At 67.4% G+C, this 17,289-nt stretch carries 17 protein-coding genes; 13 read left to right on the top strand and 4 right to left on the bottom strand.

The window, feature by feature from the left end; all coding sequences use genetic code 11:
• Positions 1 to 58: 58 nt before the first annotated feature.
• The 5 genes from HT579_02845 to HT579_02825 are packed head-to-tail and all read left to right on the top strand — an operon-like array spanning position 59 to position 5,250.
• Entirely contained in the window at positions 59 to 1,906 is a 1,848-nt protein-coding gene (locus tag HT579_02845) for an NAD(P)H-dependent oxidoreductase subunit E (GenBank protein ID QKS31463.1), read from the top strand.
• Positions 1,903 to 2,634, top strand: a complete 732-nt coding sequence (locus HT579_02840; protein QKS27980.1) for a (2Fe-2S)-binding protein — start codon at positions 1,903 to 1,905, stop codon at positions 2,632 to 2,634. The genes HT579_02845 and HT579_02840 overlap by 4 nt, the downstream gene beginning before the upstream one ends.
• A 1-nt stretch (position 2,635) precedes the next feature.
• On the top strand, positions 2,636 to 3,190 hold the full coding sequence (locus tag HT579_02835; protein QKS27979.1) for an NADP oxidoreductase: 555 nt from the start codon (positions 2,636 to 2,638) through the stop codon (positions 3,188 to 3,190).
• Positions 3,191 to 3,198: 8 nt separating this feature from the next.
• Entirely contained in the window at positions 3,199 to 4,707 is a 1,509-nt protein-coding gene (locus HT579_02830) for a Ni/Fe hydrogenase subunit alpha (protein QKS27978.1), read from the top strand.
• A gap of 15 nt (positions 4,708 to 4,722) precedes the next feature.
• The gene (locus tag HT579_02825; GenBank protein ID QKS27977.1) at positions 4,723 to 5,250 is read left to right on the top strand and encodes a homospermidine synthase; all 528 of its coding nucleotides are present in this window, start codon (positions 4,723 to 4,725) and stop codon (positions 5,248 to 5,250) included.
• Here the strand turns inward: HT579_02825 and HT579_02820 are convergent.
• Positions 5,247 to 6,302, bottom strand: a complete 1,056-nt coding sequence (locus HT579_02820; protein QKS27976.1) for an NAD-dependent protein deacetylase — start codon at positions 6,300 to 6,302, stop codon at positions 5,247 to 5,249. The genes HT579_02825 and HT579_02820 overlap by 4 nt on opposite strands.
• 249 nt (positions 6,303 to 6,551) lie before the next feature.
• Between HT579_02820 and HT579_02815 the strand changes: the two genes are divergently transcribed.
• Positions 6,552 to 7,745 (top strand): hypothetical protein, encoded by a 1,194-nt coding sequence (locus tag HT579_02815; GenBank protein QKS27975.1) that lies wholly within the window; start codon positions 6,552 to 6,554, stop codon positions 7,743 to 7,745.
• A gap of 621 nt (positions 7,746 to 8,366) precedes the next feature.
• Here HT579_02815 and HT579_02810 read toward each other — a convergent pair.
• The 3 genes from HT579_02810 to HT579_02800 all read right to left on the bottom strand — a co-directional run bounded on the left by HT579_02810 (position 8,367) and on the right by HT579_02800 (position 10,558).
• Positions 8,367 to 8,894: a hypothetical protein gene (locus HT579_02810; protein ID QKS27974.1), complete on the bottom strand. Its 528-nt coding sequence runs from the start codon at positions 8,892 to 8,894 to the stop codon at positions 8,367 to 8,369.
• Positions 8,895 to 9,352: 458 nt separating this feature from the next.
• Positions 9,353 to 9,595: a hypothetical protein gene (locus HT579_02805; protein QKS27973.1), complete on the bottom strand. Its 243-nt coding sequence runs from the start codon at positions 9,593 to 9,595 to the stop codon at positions 9,353 to 9,355.
• Positions 9,596 to 10,279: 684 nt separating this feature from the next.
• On the bottom strand, positions 10,280 to 10,558 hold the full coding sequence (locus HT579_02800; protein ID QKS27972.1) for a hypothetical protein: 279 nt from the start codon (positions 10,556 to 10,558) through the stop codon (positions 10,280 to 10,282).
• A 225-nt stretch (positions 10,559 to 10,783) separates the two neighbouring features.
• On the opposite strand from HT579_02800, the gene HT579_02795 reads away from it, so the two are divergent.
• The 7 genes from HT579_02795 (at position 10,784) to HT579_02765 (ending at position 17,236) form a co-directional block, all read left to right on the top strand.
• Positions 10,784 to 11,128: an arsenate reductase gene (locus HT579_02795; protein QKS27971.1), complete on the top strand. Its 345-nt coding sequence runs from the start codon at positions 10,784 to 10,786 to the stop codon at positions 11,126 to 11,128.
• Between the two features lie 190 nt (positions 11,129 to 11,318).
• Positions 11,319 to 12,581, top strand: coding sequence for a homoserine dehydrogenase (locus tag HT579_02790; GenBank protein ID QKS27970.1), 1,263 nt, complete (start codon positions 11,319 to 11,321; stop codon positions 12,579 to 12,581).
• Between the two features lie 72 nt (positions 12,582 to 12,653).
• Positions 12,654 to 13,505 carry a methyltransferase domain-containing protein gene (locus HT579_02785; protein QKS27969.1) on the top strand — a complete coding sequence of 284 codons (852 nt, stop codon included), beginning with the start codon at positions 12,654 to 12,656 and terminating at the stop codon, positions 13,503 to 13,505.
• A 225-nt stretch (positions 13,506 to 13,730) separates the two neighbouring features.
• On the top strand, positions 13,731 to 14,564 hold the full coding sequence (locus tag HT579_02780; GenBank protein QKS31462.1) for a lytic transglycosylase domain-containing protein: 834 nt from the start codon (positions 13,731 to 13,733) through the stop codon (positions 14,562 to 14,564).
• Between the two features lie 348 nt (positions 14,565 to 14,912).
• On the top strand, positions 14,913 to 15,686 hold the full coding sequence (locus HT579_02775; protein QKS27968.1) for an amino acid ABC transporter substrate-binding protein: 774 nt from the start codon (positions 14,913 to 14,915) through the stop codon (positions 15,684 to 15,686).
• 21 nt (positions 15,687 to 15,707) lie between these two features.
• Positions 15,708 to 16,466 carry an amino acid ABC transporter permease gene (locus HT579_02770; protein QKS27967.1) on the top strand — a complete coding sequence of 253 codons (759 nt, stop codon included), beginning with the start codon at positions 15,708 to 15,710 and terminating at the stop codon, positions 16,464 to 16,466.
• An 11-nt stretch (positions 16,467 to 16,477) separates the two neighbouring features.
• Complete coding sequence (locus HT579_02765; GenBank protein ID QKS27966.1) at positions 16,478 to 17,236, top strand: amino acid ABC transporter ATP-binding protein; 759 nt, start codon at positions 16,478 to 16,480, stop codon at positions 17,234 to 17,236.
• Positions 17,237 to 17,289 lie beyond the last annotated feature (53 nt).

The following is a 17,289-nucleotide window of genomic DNA, read 5'->3' as shown; positions in this document are numbered from 1 at the left end:
CGGCCCCCGGGACCGGTAAGCTTGCGCAATGGATCGCGATTCGCGATGGTTGCCGGAGATGGTGGTGGCCGACGAGTGCTTCGATGCGACAGGTGTGGCAGCGCTGCTGCAACCCATCGTCGACCGTCATCGTCGCGAACCGGAGCGCTTGTTGCAGATTCTGCGCGAGGCGCAGGATGTTTTCGGCTACCTGCCGCGGATCGCACTGACTGCCATCGCCGACGCCGTCGAGTTGCCACGGGCGCGTGTCGAGGGAGTTGCCGGCTTCTACTCGTTTCTCCATCTGCAGCCAGTCGGACGCTATCGAATCCTCTTCTCCGACAACGTGACCGACCGCATGCTCGGCAGCATCGAACTGATGGATCGGCTCTGCAACCGGCTCTGGATCGAGCGTGGCAAGGTTTCGGAGGACGGACTGGTCAGCGTCGATACCACATCGTGCACCGGCATGTGCGATCAGGGGCCGGCGCTGCTGGTCAATGGACAACCGCTGACGGGCATCTCGGCCGAGCGCATCGACCGCATCAGCGAACTCGTCCGGTCACAGGTGGCGATGACCGACTGGCCGCGCGACTGGTTTCTCGTCGCCGACAACATCCGGCGCCGGGATGTTCTGCTCGCAACCCGCTGGTCGGCCGGCGAGGCGATGCGGGCAGCAGTTGCACGCGGACGCGAGCAACTGCTCGATGAGATCAGGCTGTCCAATCTGCGCGGGCGCGGCGGCGCCGGTTTCACGACGCACACCAAGTGGGAATCGGCACGCCGCGCGCCGTGCCGTGACCCACAAGGCAGCCGCTACGTCATCTGCAATGCCGACGAGGGAGAGCCCGGCACCTTCAAGGATCGCGTGTTGCTGGCCAGCCATGCCGATCTCGTCTTCGATGGCATGAGTGTGGCCGCCTTCGCCATCGGCGCCGAGAAGGGCCTGCTCTACCTGCGCGGCGAGTATGCCTGGCTGCTGCCGGCGCTGCACGGAAAGCTGGCGCAGCGGCGGCAGAACGGCCTGCTTGGCGTCGGCGTTTGCGGCCAGCGCGACTGGAACTTCGACATCGACATCCACCTCGGCGCTGGCGCCTACGTCTGCGGCGAGGAGACGGCGTTGCTCGAGTCGCTCGAAGGCCGCCGTGGCATACCCCGGATTCGCCCGCCCTATCCGGCGCAGCAGGGCTACCGCGGCCAGCCGACGGCGGTGAACAACGTCGAGACCCTGTGCAAGGCAGCGATGATCGCGCTCAGGGGTGGCGCCTGGTTTGCCGGTCTCGGCAGCAAGCAGTCGACCGGCACCAAGTTGCTGTCGATCGCCGGCGACGTCGAATCGCCCGGGGTCTATGAATACCCCTTTGGCGTCTCCGTCAACCAGGTGCTCGACGACTGTGGTGCCGGCAATGCGCAGGCGGTGCAGGTCGGCGGTCCATCGGGTACCTGCCTGGCGAGGCACGAATTCACTCGCCGCATCGCTTTCGAGGATGTGCCGACGGCGGGCGCGTTCACGGTTTTCGGCGCACACCGCGACATGTTCGAGGTCGCCCGCAACTTCGCCCATTTCTTCGCCCACGAGAGCTGCGGCTTCTGTACGCCCTGCCGGGTCGGTACGACGCTGGTCGCCAACTGCATGGACAAGATCGCCAATGGCAACGGCTCACAGTACGACATCAGCGAGATCTTCCGCATCCATCGCCTGCTGCATGCCACCAGCCACTGCGGACTCGGCCAGGCGGCGTGCAATCCGCTTTTCGACACTCTCAACAAGTTTCGCCCGGCCTACGAGCGGCGGCTGCGCTCGCTCGACTTCGCCCCGGCCTGCGATCTCGACGATGCGTTGTCGGTCGCCCGCCAGATGACCGGACGCGACGATCCAGCGGCGCATTTCAGCGTCGCCGCCGGGTTCCAGCGAGTCGACCGATGAACGCACCGAGCCTGTTGCTCGATGGCCTGCCGGTTCCCTTCAGCAGCGGGCAGACCATCATGGAAGCGGCAACCGTCGCCGGGATCTTCATCCCCCACCTCTGCCATCACCCCGAATTCAAGCCACAGGGGAGTTGCAAGTTGTGCACGGTCAAGGCCAATGGCCGCTACGTTTCGGCCTGCACGATGCCGGCGAAGGACGGGATGGAGGTCGAGAACAACTCGCCCGACCTCAACGACAAGCGGCGTACGCTGCTGCAGATGCTTTTCGTCGAGGGCAACCATTTCTGCCCGTCTTGCGAGAAGAGCGGCAATTGCCTGCTGCAGGCGCTTGCCTACGAACTCGAGATGCTGACACCACATTTCCCGCAGTTCTATCCCGACCGGCCGGTCGATGCCTCGCACCCCGACGTCCTGCTCGACTTCAACCGCTGCATCCTCTGCGAGCTGTGCGTTCGCGCCAGCCGCGATGTCGATCGCAAGAACGTCTTCGCGCTCTCCGGGCGCGGCATCGGCAAGCACCTGATCGTCAACGCCGAATCCGGCCGTCTGGCAGATACCGGCTTTTCGCTCGCCGACAAGGCAGCGCATGTCTGCCCGGTTGGCGTCATTCTCGAGAAGCGGCAGGGTTTCCTGCAGCCAATCGGCTGCCGGCGTTACGACCTGCAGCCAATCGGCATGCAGAGCGGGCGTCCGTCCGCCAGCGGCGGCAGCGAGCAGGTGATCTGAGATGAACCCGCCCACCGGGCCACGCAAGCGGCGCCTCGCCACGACTTCACTGGCCGGCTGCTTCGGCTGCCACATGTCGCTGCTCGACATCGACGAGCGCCTGTTCGAACTGCTCGACCGCGTCGATCTCGACCGCTCGCCGCTGACCGACACCAAGCACTGCGGCCCCTGCGACATCGGCCTCATCGAGGGCGGCATCTGCAACGCAGAGAACGTCCATGTCCTGCGCGAGTTCCGCCAGCAGTGCAAGGTGCTGATCGCCCTCGGCGCCTGCGCCGTCAACGGTGGCCTGCCGGCGCAGCGCAACCATCTCGACCTCGGGCAGTGCCTGCAGGAGGTGTACCGGACCGGACCGGGAATCGTTGGCGGTCAGGTGCCGAACGATCCCGAACTGCCGCTGCCACTCAACCAGGTGCATCCGGTTCACGAAGTCGTCCGTATCGACTATTTCATCCCCGGTTGCCCGCCGTCCGGCGATGCCATCTGGAAGTTCCTGACCGACCTGCTCGATGGCCGCACGCCGCGCCTCGGGCATCCCCTGCTGCATTTCGATTGAACGCGCACATGGCGACGACGGCTTTCCCCCTGGAAACCGCGCCCACCGACGGCGGCAGCCTGCGGCGGGTTGCCCTCGACCCGCTGTCGCGCGTCGAAGGGCACGGCAAGGTCACTCTGCTGCTCGACGACGCCGGCCAAGTGCAGCAGGCGCGGTTGCACATCGTCGAGTTCCGCGGCTTCGAGAAGTTCATCCAGGGGCGCCCCTACTGGGAGGTGCCGGTGATGGTGCAGCGCCTGTGTGGCATCTGCCCGGTGTCGCATCACCTGGCGGCGGCGAAGGCGCTTGACCACGTCGTCGGCGCCGACGATCTGCCGCCGACCGCCGAGAAGCTGCGTCGGCTGATGCACGCCGGACAGATCCTGCAGTCGCATGCGCTGCATTTCTTCCACCTCTCGTCGCCCGATCTGCTCTTCGGCTTCGCCAGCGACGCCGGTCGGCGCAACATCGTCGGCATCGCCGCCGCACATCCAGAAATCGCCCGCCAAGGGGTCCTGCTGCGCCGCTTCGGCCAGGAAGTCATCCGCCTCACCGCCGGCAAGCGCGTGCACGGTACCGGTGCCGTTCCCGGCGGCGTCAACCGCGCGCTGAGCCGCGCCGAGCGTACCGAGCTGCTGGGCGAGATCTACCAGATCATCGCTTGGAGCCGGCAGGCCGTGCAACTCGTCAAGCGGCTGCATGCCGCCGATCCGGGGCTCTACGACGAGTTCGGAACCTGTCGCTCGAATCTGCTCTCCATCGTCGGCGCCGGTGGTGTGCTCGATTTCTACGAGGGCCGCCTGCGGGCCCGTGACGCCGATGGTCGGCTGCTCGCCGACGCCGTCCACAGCCGCAGCTATGCCGAGCTGATCGGCGAGGAAGTGAAACCCTGGAGCTACATGAAGTTCCCGTTTCTCACCGCCATCGGACCGCAGGAAGGCTGGTACAAGGTCGGCCCGCTGGCCCGCATCCAGAACTGCGACGTGATCGCGACGCCACTGGCGGAAGCCGAGCGGCGCGAGTTCATCGCCCACGGCGGCGGCCGGATTGTCCACGCGCCGCTGGCCTACCACTGGGCGCGGATGATCGAGATGCTGCACGCCGCCGAAGCGATCAAGGATCTGCTGCACGATGACGACCTCTCGGGCGGCGAGCTGCGGAGCAGCGGGACACGTCACCACGAAGGTGTCGGCGTCATCGAGGCGCCGCGTGGCACGCTGATTCACCATTACCGGGTCGACGACGACGATCTGGTGACGATGTGCAACCTGATCGTTTCGACGACGCACAACAACCAGCCGATGAACGAGGCCGTGCGTCGGGTCGCGCAGCGCTACCTGAACGGCCACGAACTGACCGAAAGCCTGCTCAACCACATCGAGGTGGCGATCCGCTGTTTCGATCCCTGCCTGTCGTGCGCCACGCACGCGCTGGGCAGGATGCCTCTGCAGGTCGAGCTGCAGGATGCGTCCGGACGGGTGATCGGGCGACAGGCCGCTGCGCCGACCTGCCTGTCGTCCGCCGCCGGCGCTGCCTGAAGCGGAACCGCAGCGATGGTGACGCGCGCCCCGGTCGTCGTCCTCGCCTGCGGCAACCCGAGCCGTGGCGACGACGCGCTCGGGCCGCTGCTGCTCGAACGACTGCACGCCTGGCTGCTGGCGACCGGTCTGGACGGGCGCCATGAACTGATCGGCGATTTCCAGTGGCAGATCGAACACGCGCTCGATCTTGCCGGCCGCGAACTGGCCCTGTTCATCGACGCGGGCGCCATGACGCCGGCACCGTTCGTCTTCGAACCGGTGCAGGCGAACGGCCATGTCGGACCGGGCTCGCATGCGCTGTCGCCAGCGGCGCTGCTTTCGGTCCTCGCCCGCATCAGCAGCGATCCGCCACCCGCCGCCTTCGTTCTCGCCGTCCGCGGTGAGCGTTTCGAGCTGGGCGCGGCTCCGTGCTGCCGCGCGCTCGCGCACGCCGAGGCGGCCTTCGCGTTGCTGCAGAACCTGTGCGGCGCTGCCAGCGCCGCGCACTGGCAGACGCTCGTCCAACGCCACGCGCCGCAGTCGGCGGGCGCCGCCCGCTAAGCACGTCGCTGGATGGCGAGTGCCAGCAGCTCGAGTACGAGCCCGCAGTCACCGTCGATGTTGAGTGCGAGGAGGTGGTCGGCCCGCGTCACTCCGCGATTGATCGCCAGAACCGGCCTGCCCTGCCGATGCGCGTAGTCGGCGAGGCGGAACCCCGAGTAGACCATCAGCGATGAACCGACGACCAGCAATGCCTGCGCCGCGTCGATCGCCTGCGTCGCCGCGGCGAGTCGATCGCGAGGAACGCTGTCGCCAAAGAAGACGACGTCCGGCTTCAGTATGCCGCCGCAGTCCGGGCAGGCGGGCACCCGGAACGTTCTGACGAGGGGATCGGTCACCTGGGCGTCGCCGTGCGGCGCGGAGCGGTCGGCGGCGGATGCCGCCTCCGGGTTCGCCTCCTGAAGCCACTGCTGTACCGCGGCGCGCGCAAAATGCTGTCCGCAGGCGAGACACAGCACCCTGTCGATGCCGCCATGCAACTCGATCACCCGCCGGCTACCGGCCTTCTGATGCAGGCCATCGACATTCTGCGTGATGACCGAGGAGACGATCCCCCGCTGCTCCATCCCGCTCAGGACCCGATGCCCCACCGCCGGACTGGCCAGCCCGATGCGTGGCCAGCCGACGAAGCTGCGTGCCCAGTACCGCTGGCGCACCGACGCTGCCGTCAGGAAGTCCCGATGCTGGATCGGCGTGGGCTGCTGCCACTGCCCATGGCGGTCGCGATACGCCGGGATGCCACTGGCCGTGCTCAGGCCGGCGCCGGACAGCACGACGACCGGTACGCCTCGCACCTGCCCGGCGAGCCGGCCGATGGCCTGCCCGCCGGACTCCCAGCCGATGTCGGCGAAGCCATCCGGGACGCTGGTCGCTGGCGCTGCCGGCGCGCGCATCCGCCGAGCGGTGTCGACGCGCAGGTCAGCGCCCGACCCGACGTCGGCAACCGCTCCGCCAGGCAGCGTACTGCGCGGAATCGACGCCCGATCGCTGCCGACAAGCGGCCGCACGGCCGTGCTCTGGTCGTCGGTGGCGGCAGCGCCCGCACTGTTCATGAGCATGCTCCTGCAAGGTGCGCGCCCACTGCTGGCAGCGGACAACGATCGTCCGGCCGACAGCAGCGCACGGAGGGAGCCGGCTGTCCGGCGCCCCCTTTGCTGCCAGCGAAGCTGGCAGCAGCAGTTTCCCGCAAGCATTGTGCGACTTTTGTAACGGACTGTCAGCGGCAGTCGCCCAAAATGGCATCGTGAGCGTTGTTTGTCTCACCGGCAGATGTCCAGCCGGTGTACACGGAAGGAAGAGCCATGCTTCATCAACCGCACAATCGGCAGCGCTGCGGTCGCTCGCTGCTCCGCCCGCTTCTGTCGCTGCGGACCGTATGGCCGGCCGCCGCCGACCCCGTCGCACGGGTGGGCCGGATCGCCCGGACCGCCGGCCCGGTTTCCCTGTCGCGTGCCGCGGGCCGCGGGGCCGAGCCTGCGATCGGCAACTGGCCACTGCAGGGCGGCGATCTCCTGTCAACCGGCGCCGGCGGTAGCGCCGAGGTCGAGATTGGCTCCACCCTTCTGCAACTCGATGCCGACAGCGTTCTCGCGTTTGTCCGGCTCGACGACCAACAGATCGTCCTGCGCCTGCGGACGGGCAGCCTGATCGCCCGCTGCAGGTCGCTGGAGATGGCGAGACAGTTTGCGATCGAATGTGGCGGGCTGCGTGTCGGATTGTGCGAGGCCGGCAGCTACCGGTTCACTGTCGGCTGCGACAGCATCGCGGCAACCGCCAGCGAGGGAGTGCTGCGCTGTACCGCCGGCGACCGCTCGTGGTTCATTGCCGCCGGGAAGACGCTTTGCCTGCATGGCGATGGCGACGCCGAACACCAGAGCGTGGCGGCGATCAGTGACGAGTTCGCGCGCGGGAGTCTCGCTTGCGAAAGCTCGTCCCGGGCAACCGATGCGTTCCGCCATGTGTCGCCGCAACTGACCGGGGCAGGCGACCTCGCCAGGCACGGCGACTGGTACGAGACCCAGGCGTACGGCGCCGTGTGGTTCCCGCGCAACCTGCCCGCCGACTGGGCGCCTTACCGCTCCGGCAGCTGGGCATGGCTGGATCCGTGGGGCTGGACCTGGATCGGCCGTGAACCCTGGGCCTTCGCCCCCTTCCATTACGGGCGCTGGGCCTGCTTTCGCGGTGCCTGGGGCTGGCTGCCCGGGCACCCCGTGCAGCGGCCGGTCTACGCGCCGGCGCTGGTTGCCTGGAGCGACCCGGTCGAAGCTGGCAGGCCGCCGTGCAGCAGCCAGCCCGCTGCCGATTGGCGACCGCTGGAGCCCCACGAGGCGTATGCCCCGACCTACCGCTGCAGCGGCCGCTACCTGCGCCAGCTCAACGCGCCGCAAGCAAGCAGCAGCGAACAGCTGGGCAACGTCGGACGGGAGCTGCTGGCGATGGTGCGCACGCTGGCTCGTCAGCCGGTACGGTTGCGGGAGAACACCGTCGGGGGTTGACGCGCCGGACGCTGCCGCCAGCTACGCGTTTGCCATCGCCGAATCGGTCGCCGCCTAGCGTTGGCTCGTGCGCGCGGCGAAACCGGCGATCTTTGGGGCCGACGCCGAGAGGGAGTTCAGCCTGCTGGCTGGCACTGGCGCTTCAACCTTACCGGCGCCGACCAGCCAAACGGCGGACGGCAATTTCCGAACTGCAGCAGCTGCCGCCGGGATACGATCCGACGGCGCGGCGACGGTACGAGGATGCAACCAGCGCCGGTGAGGCGCGCGTCATCGTCACCAAGCCCTGCCAGGACGCGGCGTCGACACCGCTCGTGACCTTCGTCGCTTCGCTGGTGAGTGACGGCGGACAACCGCTCGGAGTCGTCGCCGACATCGAGCTGGAGCGCATCCGTCGTCAAGGGAATCCCGGCCATCCGCATCGACGGCAATGGCTTCGTGTTCCCGCTGCACCAGGATGGTACGATCCCTGTCCATCCGCTTCAGGTGCGCATCGGAGCCTGACGAAACGGTGGGCTGCTGCCAGGGCGTCACAATGGCGATGACGTCGGGCCGAGCAGCAGGGTGCGCACCGCGAGGCGACCGAGTCTTTGCTCCGTAGTGCGGGACACGGCGCCAGAGCTACTCCCAGTCCATCTTGCCCTCGACGACCGAAACGAACCCATCGGGATTGCACCCTGCCGGGTACAGACTTGCGCGCACGTGCCGATCAACGCGCGTGGTCTCGGCGGGCGGTTGCCCGAAGATCAGCCCTTCGGGATCGTTCAGCAGACTCCGGTCGTCGCGCAGCGCCACGATCATCCCCTCCAGCGACACCTTGAGGAAACCGTTGAAGCGCTCGTGATCTGACTCGATGGATGTATCCGCGATCCCTCCATGGCGCAGGCACGCAGGGGGTCCTGATCGAAACCCAGCGCCGTGCGGAGTTCGGCGTCCCTTCCCAGCAGCACTTTCGAGGCGTTTACCGTTCGCCCAAGCTGTAGACCCACCTTGCGCAGCGTCGTGGTCGTGCAACCGGCCCTCGTGTGTTGACCGCCTGACATAGGCCGACTTGACCTCGAAGACGAGCAGGTGGCCGTCGAGGCCTGCGATGACGTCGACTTCGCCGGCATCGCGTCGTGCATCCGGCGGCTGCCAGTTCAGCAGCAAGCTGAAGCCCCGGCTGTGCAGAAGCTTTGCAAGCTGGCTCGCGATCCGTCTCGTTTCTGAACGGAGCTTGGAACATGTTTGCCGACGCGCCGGTTGCGGTCGTCAGCACGTCACCCACACCGTAAACCTGGCGCAACCGAAACCGAGTGGCCAGGGCGCGGATGTACGCCCGCGTGTTCGCGCTTTCGTTCTCCGGCCTCCGATGCGGACACAGGCCAGATCGGACGCGGCGACCTTGTAGAGCGCCCGATGGAGCCAGTAACCCGGGCCGTCGTTGCAGCTTCTTCCCGTCCCGGAACCACTTCGCGCTGGCCGCGGTATCGATCTCCGACTGATGCTTGGAAGGCGCCAGTCGTCGCCGGTCGTGGATGACCCCGATCGCGGTTCACCGTCGCTGCCGAGCACCCCGAGTGCAACGTCACCACCCTCCTCGCCGTCTGCCACGGCAACCAAGTCGATTACCCGATCCGTCTCGTCTGCCAAGCCGGCCGCCCGTCGGCCAAGGACACGCCGGCAATTACGGCCACCACCACCACGACTTCTGGCACGAACAGCACCACCACGGCATCGCGCGGCCAGTCCGGCATGGCGGCGAACCCGGCAGGCAAACGCCGGGAATCGAAAACCCGGGCCAGCCTTCGCGGCTTGCCGCTGGTGCGGCTGACGCCGTCGCGCGTCGTCCAGTTGGCCAGCGCGGGCACGCGGGGCGGGTGCTGACCGTGAGCATCATGGTCGGCCTCGCCGTCGTCGCCTGCATGTGGGTGCCGATCATCGGGTGGCCACTGCATGCGCCGGAGAAGACTCGCGGCGCGTAGCCACCTCAGGGGACCAGCGGGGTACTGGCCGCGAGGGCATCGGCCCGTCACGTTGCCGTGCTCGACCCGGGAAGCATGGAGACGGTGCTGGCACCTCTGGACAAGCCGACCGACGCCCCCGGAACGGCGTCCGCGCCTTTCCAGGAAACGGCCAGGAAGAACGCTGCCGATTCGCTGGCGCAGGCGACGCCCGGATTCGCATGCGATCGGCGGATCCCGTGCGAGTCTGCCACTGCGCCAGTCGCGCGACGCTGGCGTTGCTCAGGCATCTGCGCTTACCCCGAGGCAGCGGTACGCTACCGGTAAGGAAGTGACCGCTCGTGCCGCGCCGAGTGCTGGATCTGGGCCAGTTGCAGCTGACCATTCCTGCCCGAAGACGGCATCGGCGAGAATAGTCGCGCCATGATCGCGGCCCGGTACAGACCGGCCTCAGCGGGCTGAGCGTGACGAACATCAGACCGACGATGAAGGCGATGAGACCAAGGCCGACGATGCCGGCGGCGGCGAACCAGCGGTCGGCGAAGCGATCGACGACCGCCCGCTCAGGCCGCAGCGGGTCATGACGGACGTCTACCCGCGTGCCTGTCGCCAGCGGTCGCGCCTAGCGGCCGGTATCTGACTCGCAGCGATGCTTGCGGCCGTCGTCGGCGTGCACTCGACCACCGGGAAAGCGTACGGGTTGCCGGGCGTCGGCGCGCGCACGGCCTGATCGACCACCGTACCCAGTGCCGTCCGCCAGCCCCGGTGGCGCCGCCAATGCCCCCAGGCGAGCACGCAGCCGGTCACCAGAAGAAGCAGCCCGGCCAGTTCGAGCCCCCAGCCGAGCATGCGGAATGCTGCATTGGACATGATCCTGCGCTCCTCGGGTTGCACCTGCCACCGCTCGCGACGCGCCCGCCTCCTCGTGCAGGGGCCGATCGTCGGTGCCTCCGGCTCGCTGCCCGGCGCGCAGCGCGCGGCTGATCGAATGGGTCGCTGGCAGCAGCGAAAGCGGCACGAGAGCAGGAGGCTTGGACTGCCGGCACGGCCATGCGATGATACGGCACCCGAGGAAATCGGCAAGGGTTCGATGCAATGATCACAGTCTTTGGCATCCGGAATTGCGACACCATGAAGAAGGCCTTCGCCTGGCTCGACGCCAATGGCGTCGCCTACGAGTTCTGCGATTACCGGCAGCCGGGGGTGGTGGCAGCAGGGCTGCCGGAGTGGAACCGCTGTGTCGGCTGGCAGGAATTGCTCAACACGCGCGGACTGACCTGGCGACGTCTGTCGCAGGACGAGCGCGCCGGGATCGACGAGGCGCGGGCACTGCAGCTGATGGTGGCGCATCCGACGCTGGTCCGCCGCCCGCTCGTCGCCGTGGACGGCCAGCTCCTGCTGGGATTCAGCCCCGAATGCTTCGCCCGGCTGCTCGACTGAAGGACCGCTGGCCAGGGGGTGCGCGGGCTGACGGTAGAGCAGCCGGCAGACGCTGACCCTGAGCGATGAAGGGGCGCTGGCGTCGTTGCCGACGGGTCGGCGGCGACGGCACCAACAAGGCCTGCGGACCGAGGGCAACCGCTGCGGCAGGACGGCACGCGCCGCCGCGGCCGGAAGAAGGGAAAAGCTCATGATCACCGTCGGTGTGGCGGCGGCGGGCAGCATCGGTGCCGGCCTCCCTCTGCACACCTCGCCGCCTGCCCGCAACCTGCGACTGAAGACCGTCCTCGTGAGTGACGCAGCCAAGCCGCGACCGGAGCTCCCCGCTGCAGTCCCGCTGACTGTCTGTCCGGCCGCGCTGACCGACGATCCGCAGAGCGATGTCGTCGTCGAGTTGCTGGGTGGCGTCGAGGAGCCGCTGCGCATCGTCAGCCGCGCGCTGGCGCAGGGGAAGGCTGTGGTCACGGCGAAAAAGAACCTCCTCGCCGAGCGCGGCCCGGAAATCTTTTCCCTGGCGGCGGAGCGCCGGTTGCCGGTGGGTTTCGAAGCCAGCGTCTGCACCGGCATGCCGATCATCCGGACGCTGCAGGAAGCCCTGCACGGCGACCGGATCACGGCCCTCGAAGGAATCGTCAATGGGACGAGCAACTACCTGCTGATGCGGATGAGCGAGGAGCGGGCAGCGTACGAGCAATGCCTGGCCGACGCGCAGCGGCCCGGTCTTGCCGAACCCGACCCCGGATACGACGTCTCGGGCCAGGATGCGGCCTGCGAGGCCGGCATCCTGGCGACCCTTGCCTTTGGCGCCTACGTCGACTTTCGCCGGCTGCCGACTTCGGGCATCGCCAGCCTGGCCCTCGAGGACGTCCGCCAGGCAGAGGCCATGGGCTACCGCATCAAGCTGGTCGCTGCCGTCCACCGCCCGGCCGATGGCTACGTCGATGGCGAGGTGGCAGCGGTTCTGCTGCCGTTGAATCATCCTCTGGCCTCGATCCGCATGGAGCGCAATGCGGTCCGTAGCGAAAGCAAAGGCCTCGGGGAGAAGCTTCTCGCCGGCAAGGGCGCCGGTCCGGAGCCGACGTCAGTGAGCCTGCTGGCCGACTTGCTGGACATCGGCGAGGGGCGGGCGCGGATTCCGACTTCGGGGCATCCCTTCCTCGCCGGGGTCGCCGAGTTCGCGGACCACCAGGCGGCCGCTTCCCGCTACTATCTGCGGCTGGCCGTTGCCGACCGGCCGGGCACCCTGGCGCAGGTGGCCGGTTGCTTCGCCAGCCAGGGCATCAGCATCGCGTCGGTGCTGCAGCCGGAAGTCCCGGATTTCGCCGGCGGCTCGCTCGTGCCGCTGATGCTGACTACCCACAGCACCGACCGCCGACGCCTCGACTTGGTGCTGGCGGCCCTTGCCGCTGCCGGCTGGGGGCGCAGCGGGGTCCTGCGCATCCGCGAGCACTGAGCTGCCGACAGTGTGCGCCCCGTTCAACGCTGCGGCCGAGCCCCGCCGGGTATGGCGGCACAGCGGGCGAAGATGAACGTCGCCCCGTTCGACGCGCTCGCCTGTCCCCTGGACGGCTCCCCGCTGCGACGCGAGGGCTCGACCTGGCGTTGTCCCGTCGGACACAGTCACGATATTGCGCGACAGGGCCATGTTCATCTGCTGCCGGTGCAGCAGAAGCGCTCGCGTGACCCCGGCGACAGCCGGGAGATGGTCGCTGCCCGGCGGCGTTTCCTGAATTCCGGCGCTTACGGCCCGATCGCGGCCGCCGTGAGCCGGGCAGCTCTGGCTGACGTGCCGGCAGCGACAGCCGTCAGTTGCCTCGATGCCGGTTGTGGTGAGGGCTACTACCTGCGGCGGCTGGCGGCCGCCGGCAGCGATGGACCGGGTCTGGCGCTCATCGGCATCGACATCTCGCGCTGGGCCGTGGCAGCGGCGGCAACACAGGACCGGCGGCCCAGATGGGTGGTGGCCAGCAACGCCAATCTGCCCGTGCAGTCGGGCACCCTCGACTGCGTCCTCTGTCTCTTCGGTTTTCCGGTCCATGCCGAGTTTGCGCGCGTCCTCAAGCCGGGCGGCCTGCTGCTGCAGGCCGATGCCGGCGACGACCATCTGCGCGAGTTGCGCGAGATCATCTACCCCAGCCTCAAACCGCGACGAGGCGCCGTCGCGGGAGCAGTCGAAGGCTTTGTCGCGCTGCCCGGCGAAACCGTCCGCTACTCTCTGGATCTGCGCGACAGCCAATCGATTGCCGATCTGCTGGCGATGACGCCGCATCTGTACCGGGCCAGCGCCACGCGCCGGGCGCAGGTCGGCCAGCTGGCGATGCTGTCGGTGACCGTTGATGTGCATCTGGCGCAACTGCGGCGGGAGACCTCTGGATGAGGGCGACAGCCATTTCCTGACCTGCCGGCGACGCTGTCGTGGCGATCGCGCCGACCGCGGGTGGCAATCGGCACGCAACGTGAAGTAGTTCCTGGTGCTTCTGCGGCCCGCCAACAGAGACTTTCGGCGTGGGCAATGGGATGCGCGCTGCCGTTCCGCGGCAGCCCTGTGGAACTGGTTCGGGCAGGGGGTGCGAAAACGATGATGCGGGTTCGGGGAAAGGAGATGGTCGCCGGCTTGGCACTGTTTCTGATCATGGCAATTGCCCGTACCGGGGCAGTGGCGCAGGCCGAAAGCTACGTCGAGGCGCCACGCGTGACGGCGGCACTGCAGCAGGGACACGCTGCCGAGTTCGGCATCGGCATCAGGCGCAACCCCTTGTTGGCAGTGGCCCTCTATTGTGAAGCGGGTACGATGGGCAGCCCGGAAGGCTTCTTCCGTGTCGGCCGCGTACTCGCCAGCGCGCCCCGCCCGCTGCGCAACCCGGCGATGGCCAACGCCTACCTGGCACTGGCTGCCCGCCTCGGACACCACCAGGCACTCCGGCTCTACGACTCACGGGTAGCCAGCGCGATCATCGGGGACGAGTGCGGCGTCTACGGAAGCAGCGCCGACGGTAGCCGCTTCGACCTCGATGGCTATCTGGCCGGACAGTCCCCGGCGAAGCAGCGGCTCGCCCTCCTCATCCGCAACGCGGCACGCCAGTACCAGGTCGATCCGCGCCTGGCGCTGGCAATCGCCATCGCCGAATCGAATCTCGATCCCGCTGCCGTGTCGCCACGCAATGCGCAAGGCGTGATGCAACTGATCCCGGCGACGCAGGAGAGGTTTGGCGTGACCCGTCCGTTCGACCCCGAGCACAACGTCAGGGGCGCACTCGCCTATCTGCGCTGGCTGGACAAGCGCTTCGCGGGCAACTGGCGGCTGATTGTCGCCGCCTACAACGCGGGTGAGGGAGCGGTCGATCGTTACAGCGGCGTGCCGCCCTTTGCCGAGACGCAACAGTACGTCCGCCGCGTCCTGCATTTCTCGGGTTTCGCGGCGAAGGAAAGGGGCTGAGGGTCCCCCGGCAGACACCGTTTCGTCGCCATGCGAACCACATGGAATTCAGTCCCGGGGGCGTGCAGGCGATGCAGCCCGCGTCGCTGCCGGGAGCGGTCCATGACGCGAGGCGGCGGGCGAGCGCATCCATCCGGCGCCTGCGCGTTGTTCTCCCGAGCCGAAAGTGGTCACGGCAGCGCCCGGGCGCGCCCGCCGTCGGCACAAAGCATATTTCTTGCGCTCCATGGCCTCTGTTTGTTGTACTCTTTGCGCCGTCTTCGCCCACCTGTCCATTATCGATGGACATGCGCGCCGCGAGGACGGTGCCGCATCGCCAGGGTCCGATCTTCATCAACAGGAGGTAACATGCGATTCATAGTCAGGTTGTTGAGTGCCGTCATTCCTCTCTCGCTGCTGCTTTGCGGTCCGGCGGTGGCGCGTGACTGGGATGCGATCAAACAGTCGGGAACCATCATCGTCGCCACCGAAGGGGGTTTCCAGCCGTTCAACTACTATGATGGGCCGAAGCTCACCGGTTTCGAGGTGGAGCTTGCCGAAGCGATCGCGAAGAAGCTCGGGCTCAAGCTCGAATGGCGTGTGGTTCCGTTCGACGGACAGATTGCCGCACTGAAGCAGGATCGTTTCGACTTTGCCATCGCTTCGCATGGCTATACGGCGGAGCGAGCGAAGTCGGTCGATTTCGCCAATCCGCACTACTGCACCGGCGGCCAGATCGCCGCGCACAAGGACGGCCCGCTGACCGTTGCGGCGCTGGACGGCAAGACCGTCGGCGTCCAGCTCGCCACCAGCTATGCCGACGCGGCGAAGAAGGTCAAGGGCATCAAGACGATCAAGACCTACAAGGGCGACCCCGAAGCCTTTGCGGCGCTGCGTGCGAAGAAGGTCGATGCCTGGATCTCGGACAAGTTCACCGTCAAGGCGACGCTCGACAAGAACGCCGATGCCGGTATCACCCCCGGCGAACTGGTGTTCGTCGAGCGCGTTTCGATGATCCTGCGCAAGAACAACAAGGCGCTTGCGGAGCAGCTCAATCAAGGGCTGGCCGAGGTGATGAAGGATGGCACCTACAAGGCCCTGTCGGAAAAGTACTTCAAGGAAGATATTTCCTGCCGTACCTGAGCCTGAGCTGAGTCGCGCGCGATGAACTGGACCAGGGAGCACCCGGGGTGGGCGATGTTCGCCGCCATGATCGGGCTGCTCCTCTTCCTCTGGGGGATGGCGCTGCCGCTCGCGGCAGCGCCGGCGCCCATCGGGCCGGCGGCCGAGCAGTTTGCCGACGGGGCGAGGATCACCGTCGGACTGACCTTGATCGCCGGCAGCGCCGGTGTCCTGATCGGCATCCTCGCCGGACTCGGCAAGCTGTCGCGCTTCTGGCCACTGCGCTGGCTCTGCGACAGCTACGTCTGGCTGATTCGTGGCACGCCCCTGTTGCTGCAGATTCTGTTCGTCTGGCTGGCCTTGCCGACGATCATGCCCGAAGGCGTGGAACTGTCCGATTTCGCCTGCGCGGCGATCGCCCTGTCCCTCAACATCGGTGCCTACAACACCGAGTGCGTGCGGGCGGGGATCCTTGCCGTTCCACACGGTCAGGTCGAGGCCGCGCGTGCCCTCGGACTGACGCCGCTGCAGACGTTCATGGACGTGATCCTGCCGCAGAGCATGCGCGTGGCGCTGCCGGCACTGGCCAACAACCTGGCCTCCCTGGTCAAGGATTCCTCTCTGGCCTACGCCATCAGCGTCGTTGAACTGACCATGGTCGGTTACCGGGTACAGGCCGAGAGCTATCAGCCCATCCCGGTGTTCGTGACCATTGCCGCCATCTACCTGATCCTGACCACGGCCTTCACGACCTTGACGGCCGCGCTCGAGGCGCAACTCGATGTTGGTCAGAAGCGCTAGCGGGAGTTGCCATGATCTCTGACGCCGTCCCTCGACCGATCATCGAGGCGCGCGCGATCGGCAAGCGCTTCGGTGCCTTCCACGCGCTCAGGGACGTCTCGGCGACGTTCCACGAGGGGCAGGTCACCGCCATCGTCGGGCCTTCGGGGTCCGGCAAGTCCACCTTCCTGCGCACCCTGAACCGCCTCGAAGCGCATGACTCGGGCGAGATCGTCATCGACGGCATCGTCCTCAGCGACGACATCAAGAACCTGAACGCCATCCGCCGCGAGGTCGGGATGGTCTTCCAGAGCTTCAACCTGTTCTCGCATCTCACGATCCTGCGCAATCTGACGCTGGCACCAATGCGTGTGCGCAGGATGGCGAGGGCGGCCGCCGAAGAGAAGGCCATGAACCTGCTCGAGCGGGTGGGCCTGAAAACGCAGGCCGGCAAGTATCCCGTACAACTGTCCGGCGGCCAGCAGCAGCGGGTGGCGATCGCTCGCGCCTTGGCAATGGACCCGAAGGTGCTGCTGTTTGACGAGCCCACCTCGGCGCTCGACCCGGAAATGGTCAACGAGGTGCTGGCGGTGATGCGCGAACTGGCCTACAGCGGCATCACCATGCTGGTGGTGACGCATGAGATGGGTTTCGCGCGCGAGGTGGCCGATCGCATCATATTCTTCGACGAAGGGGTCATTCTTGAAGACACGACTCCGGAGACCTTCTTTTCCAATCCCGGGCATGAGCGGGCCAGGGCCTTCCTGTCACAGGTCCGGCACGGCTTCTGAGCAGTCGCCGCGGCCCGTAGCCGGCAGAACCCAACCCGTAGTGACCGGCCCCC

The sequence above is a fragment of the Candidatus Accumulibacter similis genome (genome assembly GCA_013347225.1).
Classification (GTDB): Bacteria; Pseudomonadota; Gammaproteobacteria; order Burkholderiales; family Rhodocyclaceae; genus Accumulibacter; species Accumulibacter similis.
Note: the sequence above shows the minus strand (reverse complement) of the source record. Positions and strands in the feature narration are given on the sequence as shown.

Bases quoted from the DNA above. Each gene is read 5' to 3' on its own strand.
- HT579_02845 (QKS31463.1), top strand. From the start codon at position 59: ATGGTGGTGGCCGACGAGTGCTTCGATGCGACAGGTGTGGCAGCGCTG.
- HT579_02840 (QKS27980.1), top strand. From the start codon at position 1,903: ATGAACGCACCGAGCCTGTTGCTCGATGGCCTGCCGGTTCCCTTCAGC.
- HT579_02835 (QKS27979.1), top strand. From the start codon at position 2,636: ATGAACCCGCCCACCGGGCCACGCAAGCGGCGCCTCGCCACGACTTCA.
- HT579_02830 (QKS27978.1), top strand. From the start codon at position 3,199: ATGGCGACGACGGCTTTCCCCCTGGAAACCGCGCCCACCGACGGCGGC.
- HT579_02825 (QKS27977.1), top strand. From the start codon at position 4,723: ATGGTGACGCGCGCCCCGGTCGTCGTCCTCGCCTGCGGCAACCCGAGC.
- HT579_02820 (QKS27976.1), bottom strand. From the start codon at position 6,302: ATGAACAGTGCGGGCGCTGCCGCCACCGACGACCAGAGCACGGCCGTG.
- HT579_02815 (QKS27975.1), top strand. From the start codon at position 6,552: ATGCTTCATCAACCGCACAATCGGCAGCGCTGCGGTCGCTCGCTGCTC.
- HT579_02800 (QKS27972.1), bottom strand. From the start codon at position 10,558: ATGTCCAATGCAGCATTCCGCATGCTCGGCTGGGGGCTCGAACTGGCC.
- HT579_02795 (QKS27971.1), top strand. From the start codon at position 10,784: ATGATCACAGTCTTTGGCATCCGGAATTGCGACACCATGAAGAAGGCC.
- HT579_02790 (QKS27970.1), top strand. From the start codon at position 11,319: ATGATCACCGTCGGTGTGGCGGCGGCGGGCAGCATCGGTGCCGGCCTC.
- HT579_02785 (QKS27969.1), top strand. From the start codon at position 12,654: ATGAACGTCGCCCCGTTCGACGCGCTCGCCTGTCCCCTGGACGGCTCC.
- HT579_02780 (QKS31462.1), top strand. From the start codon at position 13,731: ATGGTCGCCGGCTTGGCACTGTTTCTGATCATGGCAATTGCCCGTACC.
- HT579_02775 (QKS27968.1), top strand. From the start codon at position 14,913: ATGCGATTCATAGTCAGGTTGTTGAGTGCCGTCATTCCTCTCTCGCTG.
- HT579_02770 (QKS27967.1), top strand. From the start codon at position 15,708: ATGAACTGGACCAGGGAGCACCCGGGGTGGGCGATGTTCGCCGCCATG.
- HT579_02765 (QKS27966.1), top strand. From the start codon at position 16,478: ATGATCTCTGACGCCGTCCCTCGACCGATCATCGAGGCGCGCGCGATC.